10 protein-coding genes, 3 tRNA genes and 1 pseudogene are annotated in these 11,934 nt (G+C 71.3%); 7 read left to right on the top strand and 7 right to left on the bottom strand.

Going from position 1 to position 11,934, the window contains the following annotated elements; genetic code table 11:
• Positions 1 to 11: 11 nt before the first annotated feature.
• The 4 genes from ehuA to ehuB are packed head-to-tail and all read right to left on the bottom strand — an operon-like array spanning position 12 to position 3,136.
• Complete coding sequence (gene ehuA, locus G127AT_RS05070; protein ID WP_280527618.1) at positions 12 to 803, bottom strand: ectoine/hydroxyectoine ABC transporter ATP-binding protein EhuA; 792 nt, start codon at positions 801 to 803, stop codon at positions 12 to 14.
• A gap of 43 nt (positions 804 to 846) precedes the next feature.
• Positions 847 to 1,503 (bottom strand): ectoine/hydroxyectoine ABC transporter permease subunit EhuD, encoded by a 657-nt coding sequence (ehuD, locus tag G127AT_RS05065; RefSeq protein WP_210900699.1) that lies wholly within the window; start codon positions 1,501 to 1,503, stop codon positions 847 to 849.
• Positions 1,500 to 2,228, bottom strand: coding sequence for an ectoine/hydroxyectoine ABC transporter permease subunit EhuC (gene ehuC, locus G127AT_RS05060; protein ID WP_210900697.1), 729 nt, complete (start codon positions 2,226 to 2,228; stop codon positions 1,500 to 1,502). Before ehuC ends, ehuD begins: the two co-directional genes overlap by 4 nt.
• Before the next feature lie 2 nt (positions 2,229 to 2,230).
• Positions 2,231 to 3,136, bottom strand: coding sequence for an ectoine/hydroxyectoine ABC transporter substrate-binding protein EhuB (gene ehuB / locus G127AT_RS05055; protein WP_210900695.1), 906 nt, complete (start codon positions 3,134 to 3,136; stop codon positions 2,231 to 2,233).
• Between the two features lie 297 nt (positions 3,137 to 3,433).
• Here ehuB and G127AT_RS16360 point away from each other — a divergent pair.
• From G127AT_RS16360 to G127AT_RS05030, 5 genes and pseudogenes are all read left to right on the top strand, one after another.
• A pseudogene (locus tag G127AT_RS16360) lies at positions 3,434 to 4,033 on the top strand (GntR family transcriptional regulator); the annotation flags it as partial.
• A 317-nt stretch (positions 4,034 to 4,350) separates the two neighbouring features.
• Complete coding sequence (locus G127AT_RS05045) at positions 4,351 to 5,391, top strand: zinc-dependent alcohol dehydrogenase family protein (protein ID WP_210900693.1); 1,041 nt, start codon at positions 4,351 to 4,353, stop codon at positions 5,389 to 5,391.
• 35 nt (positions 5,392 to 5,426) lie between these two features.
• On the top strand, positions 5,427 to 6,704 hold the full coding sequence (locus G127AT_RS05040) for an ion channel protein (RefSeq protein WP_210900691.1): 1,278 nt from the start codon (positions 5,427 to 5,429) through the stop codon (positions 6,702 to 6,704).
• Positions 6,705 to 6,950: 246 nt separating this feature from the next.
• Positions 6,951 to 7,235, top strand: coding sequence for a hypothetical protein (locus G127AT_RS05035; RefSeq protein ID WP_210900690.1), 285 nt, complete (start codon positions 6,951 to 6,953; stop codon positions 7,233 to 7,235).
• Positions 7,236 to 7,304: 69 nt separating this feature from the next.
• Positions 7,305 to 7,625: a GDSL-type esterase/lipase family protein gene (locus G127AT_RS05030; protein WP_342344067.1), complete on the top strand. Its 321-nt coding sequence runs from the start codon at positions 7,305 to 7,307 to the stop codon at positions 7,623 to 7,625.
• An 857-nt stretch (positions 7,626 to 8,482) separates the two neighbouring features.
• Here G127AT_RS05030 and G127AT_RS05025 read toward each other — a convergent pair.
• The 3 genes from G127AT_RS05025 to G127AT_RS05015 all read right to left on the bottom strand — a co-directional run bounded on the left by G127AT_RS05025 (position 8,483) and on the right by G127AT_RS05015 (position 8,805).
• A tRNA-Phe gene (locus G127AT_RS05025) sits at positions 8,483 to 8,558 on the bottom strand.
• 70 nt (positions 8,559 to 8,628) lie between these two features.
• Positions 8,629 to 8,702, bottom strand: a tRNA-Asp gene (locus tag G127AT_RS05020).
• Positions 8,703 to 8,732: 30 nt separating this feature from the next.
• Positions 8,733 to 8,805: transfer RNA gene (locus G127AT_RS05015), tRNA-Glu, on the bottom strand.
• A gap of 321 nt (positions 8,806 to 9,126) precedes the next feature.
• On the opposite strand from G127AT_RS05015, the gene G127AT_RS05010 reads away from it, so the two are divergent.
• On the top strand, positions 9,127 to 10,491 hold the full coding sequence (locus G127AT_RS05010; RefSeq protein ID WP_210900687.1) for a peptidoglycan DD-metalloendopeptidase family protein: 1,365 nt from the start codon (positions 9,127 to 9,129) through the stop codon (positions 10,489 to 10,491).
• The gene (locus G127AT_RS05005; protein ID WP_210900685.1) at positions 10,484 to 11,818 is read left to right on the top strand and encodes a C40 family peptidase; all 1,335 of its coding nucleotides are present in this window, start codon (positions 10,484 to 10,486) and stop codon (positions 11,816 to 11,818) included. The genes G127AT_RS05010 and G127AT_RS05005 overlap by 8 nt, the downstream gene beginning before the upstream one ends.
• Positions 11,819 to 11,934: the final 116 nt, after the last annotated feature.

Genomic DNA, 11,934 nt, shown 5'->3' with positions numbered 1-11,934 from the left:
GCGGGATCCGCTCAGTGGTCGAGCACGGCCGATAGGAACGCGCGCGTGCGCTCCTCCTTCGGGTCGGTGAACATGACCTCGGGGCTGGCCTCCTCGACGATGTGCCCGCCGTCGAACATGAGCACGCGGTTCGACACGTCGCGCGCGAACTGCATCTCGTGGGTGACGATGAGCATCGTGATGTCGGTCGTCTCGGCGACATCGCGCAGGATGCCGAGCACGTCGCCGACGATCTCGGGGTCGAGGGCGCTCGTGACCTCGTCGAGCAGCAGGATCTCGGGATCCATCGCAAGCGCGCGCGCGATCGCGACCCGCTGCTGCTGCCCGCCCGAGAGCTCGAGGGGGTGCGCGTCGGCCTTGTCGGCGAGCCCGACCTGCTCGAGCAGGCCCATCGCCTTCTCCTTGGCGGCCTTCTTCGAGAGCCCGAGCACGTGCACGGGCGCCTCGATGATGTTCTCGATGACCGTCATGTTCGGGAACAGGTTGAACTGCTGGAACACCATGCCGATCCGCTTGCGGATCTCGTTCTTGTGGCGCTCCTTGAGCTCGACGCGCTTGCCGCCCCGCTCCTCGTGGGTGAGGGGCTGGCCGTCGATGAAGATGTAGCCGCCGGTGGCCTCCTCGAGCGTCATGACGAGGCGCAGGATCGTCGTCTTGCCCGAGCCGGAGGGGCCGATGAGGGTGACGCGGTCGCCCTTGTTGACGGTGAAGTCCAGGTTTTTCAGGACGACGTGGTCGCCGAAGCGCTTCTCGACGTCCTGGAAGCGGATGGCCTGGTCGAAGTCGGCCGGGGCGAGGGAGATCGAGCGGGTGTCGGGGCCGGTTTGTGCCGGTTCGGTCTCGGAATCAGGATGCGAAAGCAAGACGCTTCTCCAATCTGCGGATGAGCAGCGAGGTCGGGTAGCTCGCGAGCAGGAAGATCACGCCGCAGAGGGTGATCGGCTCGAGGTAGCTGAAGTGGTTGCCGCCGAAGACGAGACCGGCCTGCACCATCTCGACGACGCCGATGGTGAGCAGGAACGGGGTGTCCTTGAACATCGCGATGGCGTAGTTGCCGAGCGAGGGGATCGTCTGGCGGAGGGCCTGGGGGATGACGACGGCGAACCAGGTGCGCCGCTTCGGCAGCGACAGGGCCGTCGCGGCCTCCCACTGGCCGGCGGGCACGCCCTCGATGCCGGCGCGGTAGACCTCGGCCATGTAAGTCGCGTAGTGGATGCCGAACACGACGATGCCGATCGTCAGCGGCGGCACCTGCAGGAACAGGTAGTACGCGAACAGCAGCTGCACGATGAGCGGCGTCATGCGGATGAAGTTCATCACGAAGGTGACGACGGCCGTGACGGGGGCGGGGGCGACGTAGCGCACGATGGCGACGACGAGGCCGAGCACGGCGGCGATGGCGGTGCCGAGCACGGTGACGACGAGGGTCGCCTGGAAGAAGCCGGCGAGCAGCGCGGGCAGCGACTCCCACGCGAAGCTCCAGTTCCACTGCGGTCCGGTCATGCGGCGGTCTCCCGTTCGGGGTCACGGGTGGGGGTGCGGAAGCGCAGCGCCTCGCCGAGCGATTCGCCCCGGCCGAGGCGGTGCTTGGCGCGCACCTCGAGGGCGTTCATGATGAGGGTCAGCGCGTAGGCCATCGCGAAGTACAGGATGAGCCCGACGCCGTAGGCGAAGAAGGTGTCGGTGTCGACGCGGAGCTTGTTGATCTCGACGGTCAGGTCGACCATCGTGATGGTGCTCACGATGGCGGTGCCCTTCAGCATGAGGATGAGCAGGTTCGTGAGCGAGGGGATCATGAGGGCCCACGCCTGCGGGAAGATCACGCGCCACAGCCGGCCCATGGGGGAGAGGCTGAGGGCGACCGTGGCCTCCCACTGGCCGGCGGGCACCGCGTTCAGCGAGCCGCGGACGACCTCGGCGCCGTAGGCGCCGTAGTTCAGGCCGAGGGCGAGGATGCCGACGAGCATCGCGGGCATCTCGACGCCGAACAGGGGCAGCACGAAGAACAGCCAGAACAGCTGCACGACGAGCGAGGTGCCGCGGAAGAATTCGATGACGGCCCGGGCGAAGCCGCGCGCGACGATGTTCTTCGATCCCGCGAGGAGCCCGAGGCCGATGGCGATGGCCATCGCCAGGAGGGCGCCGCCGACGGTCAGCTCGAGGGTGATGAGCATCCCCTCGAGGATCCGTGGCAGCGCCGCTCCCAGCGCGGCGAAGTCGGAACCCATCGTCAGCCGAGGTCTCCGGCGCAGAGCTGCTCGGTGGTGAGGTCGGCCGGCGGCAGGTTCTCGGCGGTGAAGCCGAAGTCGCCGACGAGGTCGAGGTAGGACTGCTCGTCGGCCGTGATCTCGCCGAGCGCCTCGTTGTAGGCGTCGAGGAGCTTCGTGTCGGCCTTGCGGAAGACGGTGGATCCCGCACCGATCTGGGCGACGCCGTCGATCTCCTGCACGAAGGCGTCGGTGGTCTCGACGCCGGCGTCGGGCGCGTTGTCGGCCATCCAGTTCAGCGAGATCGCCGTCATCGCGAAGGCGTCGGCGCGGCCGTTGGCGACGGCATCCATCCCGTCCTGCGCGTTGGCGACCGACTGGGGGTTGGAGATCCCGAGCTTCTCGGCGTAGCCGGCTTCGATGCCGCCGGAGAGCACGGCGAGCTTCACATCGCCGGCTTCCTTGACGGAGTCGAGGTCGGTGAGCTTCTTGGGGTTGCCCTCGGGCACCATGAGCGCCGTCGTGTACATGATCTCGGGGTCGCTGAAGGCGGCCTGCTCGCAACGCTCGGGCAGGATCGACATGCCCGCGCTGATGGCGTCGAAGCGGCCGGCGTTCAGGCCGGGGATGAGCGAGTTCCAGTCGACCTCGACGACCTCGACCTCGTCGATGCCGAGTTCGCTGAAGATCTGCTCGTGCATGGCGATGGTGGCGCCGGTGGGCTCGCCGTCCTCGACCCAGGAGTAGGGCCGTTCGTCGGCGATGCCGACGGTGATCTTGCCGGCGTCCTGCAGCTTGGCGAGCGTGTCCTCGCCGCCGCCGGATGCCTCGCCGCCTCCTCCGCCGGATGCGCATCCGGCGAGCAGGCCCGCGGAGAGCAGGGCGGTGGCGGTCAGTGCGATGCGCGACTTCGTGGTCCGCTTCGACATGGTTCCTCTTCTCGGTCTTGGATGAACCGCCGCTCCCGCATGGGGCTCGCGAGGGGGACGGAGCGCGGGGTCGGCTGATCCAGTCCGGATTCGTGATTGCCGCCGCCCACCTTACGACGAGCCGTCGACATTTCCACAATCAGAACGTCGGCATGTACGATTGTCGACAATAAGACAACCGCGGGGGTGGATGCCGTGGACGCGCTCGCGTCCGCCGCGCCCGGCCCGAACCGGGCTCCACGCGTTCCCCGGCGCACCCGCCGCGCGGGAGAATAGACGTCGGGTGGAAGGAGCCGAATGGCCGAGCGAGAGACCGTCGACAAGCCTGCTGCGACGGGCGCCGCGGTATTCCGGGTGCCCCGGGCATCCACCGTCGACCTCATCGCCATCGAGCTGCGGGGTGCCATCTACTCGGGCGCCCTCGCGGTCGGCCGCCCCATCGGCGAGGTCGAGATCTCTTCGCAGCTCGGCGTCAGCCGCGGCCCGCTCCGCGAAGCCACCCAGCGCCTCGTGCAGGAGGGGCTGCTGACCGCCACGCCCGGCCGCGGCCTCCGCGTCAGCATCATCGACGAACGCCACGTGCAGGACGTCTACGACGCCCGCGCCGCCGTCGAAGGCCAGGCCGTGCGCATCATCGTCCGCGACGGCGACGCGGCTCGCGCATCCGCCGCCGACGCCCTCGACGCCGCGCTCGCCGCCCTCGAGCACGCGAGCGCCGGCGACGACGCCCGCGCCATCGGCGACGCCGACCTCGCCTTCCACCGCGCCCTCGTCGACGCGGCCGGCAGCCGGCGCCTCTCCCGCTCCATGTCGACCCTCGCGATCGAGACCCGCATCGCCACCTTCTGCGCTCCCGGCGGCTATTCCGTCCGCAGCGACATCGCCCCCAGCTACCGCGCCCTCATCGACGCGATCCGCGCCGGCGACGCCGAAGCGGCCCAGGCCGCCCTCGACGAACAGTTCGCCGACGCCGTCGCCCGCCTCCGCGGCGAACTGCCCGCCGACGCCCACATCGAAACCGTCGCCGAACCCCCGCCGCCCGCGCCCCCGCCCTCGGCCCCATCTTCGCCGCCGGCGAATAGGCGGGCCCGGGCATCCGCTGCTCGGGCATCCGCGGCCCGGGCATCCGCGGCCCCGGGCATACCCCGTGTCACCACTGGCCCCCGCAGGCGGGCATACTTGCTGAGGCACAACCCGAACCGGCGAGGAGGACCATGCGCGCGGTGCAGTACACGGAATTCGGGGGAGAGCCCCGGCTCGTCGACGTCGATCGGCCCGCCTGCCCGCCGCGCGGCGCGATCGTGCGCGTACGCGCCACCGGCCTCTGCCGCAGCGACTGGCACGGCTGGATGGGCCACGACGAGACCATCGCCCTGCCGCACGTGCCCGGGCACGAGTTCGCCGGCGAGCTCGTCGAACTCGGCGACGAGGTGCCGGCGGATGCCGGCTGGGCGGTCGGCGACCGCGTCACCGCCCCCTTCATCAGCGCCTGCGGCTCGTGCGAGCAGTGCCGCTCCGGCAACGAGCAGGTGTGCGACGCGCAGCAGCAGCCCGGCTTCACCTACTGGGGCTCGTTCGCCGAAGAGGTCGTCGTGCACGAAGCGGCCCTGAACCTCATCCGCCTGCCCGACTCGCTCGGCTTCGTCGAGGCCGCCTCGCTCGGCTGCCGATTCGCGACCGCGTACCGCGCCGTCGTCACGCGCGGCCGCCTGCAGCCGGGCGAACGCATCGCCGTGCACGGCTGCGGCGGCGTCGGCCTCTCGGCGATCATGATCGCGGTCGCCGCGGGCGTCGAGGTGTACGGGGTGGATGTCTCGGACGGTGCGCTCGCCGCGGCCGAGAAGCTCGGCGCGACGCCCGTGCGCGGCGGCGAGGGGGCCGCCGAGCGGGTCGTCGAGGCCTCCGGCGGCGGGGTGGACGTTTCGATCGACGCCTTCGGCAGCACCGACACCTCGCTCGCCTCGGTGAAGAGCCTGAAGAAGCGCGGCCGGCACGTGCAGATCGGGCTCATGGTCGGCGACCACGCGATGGCCGCGATGCCCATGGAAGCCGTCATCGCCGGCGAGCTCGAGATCATCGGCAGCCACGGGATGGCCGTCAGCGAATACCCCGGCATGCTCTCGGCCGTCGCCGAGGAGGCGTTCCGCCCCGTCGAACTCGTGGGCCGCACCATCGCCCTCGACGAGGTGCCCGAAGCACTGGCGGCCATGGGCCGCGCCGGCCAGGCCTCCGGGATGACGGTCGTCGAGCTCTGAGGGCGTGCTAGCGTCGCCACCGGGGGGAGGGGCGCATGGGGGATGCCGGGCCCGCGTTCACGCCGCGGGTGCTGCTGTCGATGTCGCTGCCGGCGATCGTCATCGGGATCGCGTCGGCGCTCGTGCTGTGGCTGCTCGACCGGGCCGCGGCCCTGCTGCAGGCCGGCATCTGGACCGCGCTGCCGGCCGCCCTCGGCTTCGATCCGGCCGCTCCGTGGTGGATCCTCCTCGTGCTCACCGCGACCGGCTTCGCGGTCGGTCTCGTGTGCTGGCTCATGCCCGGCCACGGCGGCCCCGATTCGGCGACGGTCGAACTCATCCAGCCCGCCGTGCCGCTGAAGGTGCTGCCGGGTATCGCGCTCGCCTCGATCATCGGTCTCGCCGGCGGCGTCAGCCTCGGCCCCGAGAGCCCGATCATCGCGATCAACGGTTCGCTCCTCGTCGCGCTCATGGCCCGCTTCGCACCGGGGGTGCCGCCGCGGCTCGCGCTGATGCTCGCGGCATCCGCCACCCTCGGCGCGCTGATCGGCACCCCCGTCGCAGCAGCACTCCTGTTCACGGGCATGGCCGCCGCGATCAAGGGCGAGGGCTCGCTGTGGGACAAACTGTTCCTGCCGCTCGTCGCCGCCGGGGCCGGCACGATCACCTTCAAGCTGACGGGCGCGCCGCCGCTCGCGTTCTCGGTCGGCGGCTACGGCGACCCGCACCCCGTCGACATCCTCTCGGGGGCGGTCGTCGCCTGCGCGACGGTCGCGATCGGGCTCGTCGCGCTGTGGCTGTTCCCGCGGATGCACCGAGCGTTCCACGCGTTGCGGCATCCGCTGCTGATCCCCACCGCCGGCGGACTCGTGCTCGGCGTGCTCGGCATCATCGGCGGGCCGATCACCCTGTTCAAGGGCCTCGAGGAGACGGCAGAGCTGCTCGAGCACCCCGGCAGCCGCTCCTCGGCCGAGCTCGCCGCGATCGCCGGCGTCAAGATCCTCGCCCTGCTCGTGGCGGCGAGCGCGGCGTTCCGGGGCGGGCGGCTGTTCCCGGCGACGTTCATCGGGGTGGCCCTCGGCCTGCTCGCGGTCGCGCTCGTGCCGTCGATCCCGCTGGCCCTCGCGGTCTCATGCGGGGTGCTCGGTATGATCCTCGTCGTCGGCCGAGACGGATGGCTGGCGATCTTCATGGCGGTGACGGTCGCCGGCGATATCGCCGTGCTGCCGCTCTTGTGCGTGATCATCCTGCCGGCGTGGCTCATGGTCTCGCGGGTGCCCGAGTTCCTCGTGCGAGTGGATGCCGGGGGCTCCGCCGCCCCGGAGGCCGCCTGACGGCATCCACCGAGCGCCCGTGCATCGTCGCCCCGGCTCCTGCCGGCCCCGCCTCCTGCCCGCCCCGCACCCTGCATTTCCCAGCGCATCGCCGACCGCATCGGCGTCTCGCAGCCCTACGTCTTCCGCCTGTTCGGCGGGTCCCGCGCCCTGTTCCTCGCCTGCCTCGAGGAGCTCGAGCGGCGCATCCGCCACGCGTTCCGCACGGCCGCCGACTCGGCCGGCGACGCCGACCCGCTCGAGGCGATGGGGGCGGCGTTCCGCGAACTCGTCGCCGACGGCACGGTCGGCGGCCTCTGGTGGCAGGCATGCACCGTGGCGCGCGGCGACGAGGAGGTCGCGGCCCGCTGCCGGTCGATCCTCACCGGCGTGCTGCACGAGACCGGCGAGCTCACCGCATCCACCCCCGCCGAACTCGCCAGCTTCCTCGGCCGCGGCCTCCTCGTCCTGCAACTGCAGACCCTGGGTGTGGATCTCGGCCGCGGCAGCGCGGCCGCCGTCGAATCGCTGCTCGGAACGGAATCCCGATGAACCCCCTCATGCTCCCGATCGCCGCCCTGCAGGGCCGGCGCATGCGCGCGAACACCGTCATGGCCCCGCCTGCCCGCCGACTGGGGCATCGACCTGTCCGGGATCCTCGACGACCTCACTGCCCGCTCGTCGCACGTGTTCGTGGCCGGCATCCCGCCGTTCGAGCGTTTCGAAGCGTTCCCGCGCACGCTTCGCCGCTACCTCGCCGGCCGGGCCGCCGCAGTGGATGCCGTCTCGCGCCGCATCTGCGACCGCCCCGGCGTCACCTGGGTCGACTCGACCGTCGAACTCGATATGGGCCCCGACTTCTTCGCACGCGACGGCTTCCACCCCTCCGCCCTCGGCTACCGCAGCTGGGCCTCCCTCGTCGCCGACGCCGTCCCCGCCTGAGCCGGCGCCGCAGCCGCCTGAGCCCGGCACTGCGTCTGCCTGAGCCCGGCACCCGCCTGAGCCCGGCATCGCACCCGCCTGCGCCCGGCATCGCACCCGCCTGCGCCCGGCACCGCGTCCGTCCTAGCCCTACGGCGTGGCGCGGGGAGCCCACCACGGTTCCGGAGATCGCCACGGATTCGGATGGAAATGCCTGAATCCATCCGAATCCGTGGCGATCTCCGAAGCCCTGGCGGCGTGGAAGCGATTCGTTCCATATACGGGAAGCGGAACAGAAGTGTTCCATCACCTTGCGCCTGCTGCGCTGCTGATGCGGCCGTCGCAGGTCACACGGCCGCAGCCGGGGCGGTGGGATGCGCGAAAGCAGGCTGAACTGGCGGACTGTCACCGAAAGCAGGCCGACGTGACCGGCGGACGACCACGATGGCCTGAATTCAGTTGCAGCGTTCGCGAAGAACGGCTGCACGGAGGCGCCGCCCGCCGCGGGCTCGGAGCTCACCGCGGGCTCGGAGTCGGCCCCGGCCTCGGAACCAGCCCCTGCCTCGGCGCTCACCTGGTCTCGGTGCTCACCCACGGATTCGGAGATCGCCACGGATTCGGATGGATTCGTCCATTTCCATCCGAATCCGTGGCGATCTCCGGAACCTTGGCGGGCATGTAGGGGGGCGTACGCGCGGGCGCGGCGCAGAGGTGCGCAGCAGTAGGGCGAGAGGGCAACGCAGACCGTGGACCGATTTGCAGTGCAGACCGCGGACCGATCGGGCTTAGCTCGCGGCTGATCGAGGCGACGGGCTGTCGGCCCCGGATCTCAGCACACCGGGAAACGAAAAAACCCCCGGCGGGGCCGGGGGTTTCGATGGTGGCTCCGACCGGCATCGATCCGGTGACCTTTCGATTTTCAGTCGAACGCTCTACCAACTGAGCTACAGAGCCTCGGGCAGACGATGCCGCCGCGAGAAGGAGAAAGCCCCTTCTCGTAATGGGAAAGGGCTTGTCGCCTCGGCGACCCTGACGGGACTTGAACCCGCGACCTCCGCCGTGACAGGGCGGCGCGCTAACCAACTGCGCTACAGGGCCAGGAGATATTCAGTTGTACGTTCCGTTCAGTGACCCCAACGGGATTCGAACCCGTGCTGCCGCCGTGAAAGGGCGGTGTCCTAGGCCGCTAAACGATGGGGCCGGAGGTTGTGACTGGCACAACCGCCGACAGCCAAGCATACGTGGTCGAACGCGAGATTCCAAAACGAGGGCGCTGGCCGCTGCAGCGGGCTCGTTCGGAGGGGCGGGGATGCCCCCGGAACGCCCGCCGACCGCGCCCCCGGAACAGGGCCGCGCCGCCCGCGAATCGGGGTCGCGCCAGGGCATCCGCACCCGGAACGGGTTCCCGGCGCGCGGTTCGGAAATCCCCGAGGCGGCCGCCGCGCGTTGTTACCGTGGGTCGCGTTCTTGCCTGAACGAGCGACTCGAGCGGGCCGGCCGGCCCGCCTGGACGGGGAATGCAATGCACCGAATCGCAGCGACCGAGACGGACCGGCGAGCCCGGCCGCCGGCCGGAGCGAGCCCCCGGCACAGGCGCCCCGGCACGAGGCGCCCCGGCACGAAGCCCCGCGCGACGCGCAGCAGGCGCGGCATCGCCGCGATCCTCGCCGCGGTGCTCATCGCGACCCTGCCGAACGTCGCCGGCCCCGCGGCGTGGGCCGCCGACTACCCGAGCTGGGACGACGTCGAGCAGGCGAAGTCCGACACCAAGGCCGGCAAAGAGGCCGTCTCCGAGATCAAGTCGCTCATCGGCCAGCTCGAAGACAACGTCGCCGTCACGCGTGCCGAGGCGGAGCGTCGCACCGATGAACTGTTCGAGGCGCAGCAGGCGTATGACGAGGCGACCCGTCGCGCGGCCGAAATCCAGGCGCAGGCCGATGAGAGCGCCGCCGAGGCTGCCGAGGCGGAGCAGAACGCGGGCCAGGTCGCGGCGCAGCTGTATCGCTCGGGCGGCACCGATCTGTCGGTGAACCTGCTCCTCGAGGGAGCTTCCGAGACCGGCGCGCAGGCGCTGCTGTCCAAGCTCGGCAACATGGAGAAGATGGTCGAGCGCACCTCGGGCATCTACGAAGAGGCCACGCAGGCGCAGAACAACGCCGCGTCCCTCGCCGATCAGGCCGAGGTCGCGCGCGGCGAGCAGGAGAAGCTGCGCAAGGCAGCCGAAGAGGCGCTGCAGCGGGCGATCGCCGCCCAGCAGAAGGCCGAGGCGGCCCTCGCCGAGTCCGAGAAGCAGAAGATCCGCCTCGAAGAGCAGCTGAAGTTCCTGCAGAGCGCCGAGAAGAAGACGGTCGCCCAGTACGAGGAGGGCGAGCGCAAGCGCAAGGAAGAGGAGGAGCGCCGCCGCAAGGAAGAGGAGCGCCGCCGGCAGGAGGCCCTGGAGAACGGCGGCCCGGCGGCTGTCGCGACGAGCGGGTGGGCGCTTCCGGCATCCGGCGGCATCACGGGCGATTACGGGCCGCGAGAGGTCATCTGCGAGAACGGCTACTGCTCCGCTCCGTTCCACTACGCGACCGATATCGGCACGGGATGCTGGGCCCCGATCTTCGCGGCCAACAGCGGCACCGTCGAGTTCGCGGGCTGGTCGGGCAGCTACGGCAACTTCGTGAAGGTGAATCACGGCGGCGGCATCTCGACCGGGTATGCGCATATCGTCGACGGCGGGATCCTCGTCGGGCCGGGCCAGTGGGTCGGAGCGGGCCAGCAGATCGCCTGGACGGGCACCACCGGTGCGTCGACCGGCTGTCATCTGCATTTCGAGGTCTACGAGGGCTGGGATCGGATCGATCCGGTGTCGTTCATGGCCGCGCGCGGGGTGTTCATTGGCTGAGCGGTTCGGTCGCCTCGGTCGCCGCAACCGAGCCGCGGGTGCCCGGCCGGCGGGCCGCCGCCGGCGCACGGCCGCGGTCGGCACGGCGATCGGCGCCGTCACCGCATCGCTCGGCATCGCGGCTCCGGCGCTCGCCGAGGACTACCCGAGCTGGGATGAGATCGAGGCCGCCAAGCAGGACGAACGCGCCACCCAGACCGAGATCGACCGCATCGACGGGCTGCTCGCCGGCCTGCGGGAGGCGTCGGAGGCGGCATCCATCGAGGCGATGAAGGCGGGCGAGGCGTACCGCAAGACGGTCGTCGCCCGCGACGGGGCCGCCGACCGCGAACGCGAACTCCGCGAGCAGGCGGCGGATGCCGAAGAAGCCGCCGAGACCTCGCGGATGCGTGCGGGCCTCATCGCCGCGCACCTCGCGAAGACGGCGGGCGGAGACCTGTCGGCGGCGCTCGTGCTCGCCGAGGAGGATGCCGACGGGCTGCTGCGCGGGCTCGGCACCGCGACGGCCCTCGGCAGGCGTTCGCAGCAGATCGCGGAGCAGGCCGCGCAGGATCGCAATGCCGCCGATTCCCTCGGTGAGCAGGCGGCGGCCGCGACCGCGGAACGTCAACGCCTCGCTGCCGAGGCGGAGGCGCGGGCGGATGCCGCGAACGCCGCCGCGGAACGCGCCGATGCCGCCCTCGCCGAACAACAGCAGCGCTCGACGCAGCTCTACGCGCAGCTCGCACGCCTGAAGGACACGACGGCCGCGCTCGAGCAGGAGCGCGCCGAAGGGCAGGAGCGCGAACGGGCGCTCGCCGCGCAGGCCGAGCGGGAACGGCGCGCCGCCGAGGAGAGCGCGGGCGGGGATCCCGCACCGGCCCCGGGTGCGGGCGATCCGGCACCGGCACCTGGGCCTGCGCCGGCCCCGGCTCCCGGGCCCGCCCCGGCTCCCGCGCCGGCCCCCGCCCCCGACCTCGGGGCGGTCGAGACCGCGATCGCCTTCGCCGCCGCGCAGATCGGCGAACCGTACGTGCTCGGCGGCGCCGGCCCCGACGTCTGGGACTGCTCGGGGCTGTCGATGATGGCATATGCCCAAGCGGGCATCTCCATCGGCACCCACTCGGCGACGAACCAGTTCTCCACGCTCGCCGGGCAAGGCAAGGCCGTCGGCCTCGGCGAGATCCAGCGCGGGGATCTGCTGTTCTGGGGCGGCGACGGCGACTATTACCACGTGGCCATATATCTCGGCGGCGGATCCATCCTCGAAGCCCCGCGCGAGGGTGTTCCCGTGCGCGAGTACTTCATCTGGGGGAGTCCGGCGGCCGCGGCCCGGCCCGCCGGCTGAGCCCGGGTACCGGGTCTCGATACGGCGCCGGCGCGCCTACTCGACCGGCGGGTGGGCATCCCTGTCGGTAGCAGCCCTCCGTCGGTCGAGTAGTGACGCAGGAGCGTATCGAGACC

This window comes from Agromyces archimandritae (genome assembly GCF_018024495.1).
GTDB classification, from domain to species: Bacteria; Actinomycetota; Actinomycetes; order Actinomycetales; family Microbacteriaceae; genus Agromyces; species Agromyces archimandritae.
This window is presented reverse-complemented; position numbering and strand designations above follow the sequence as displayed.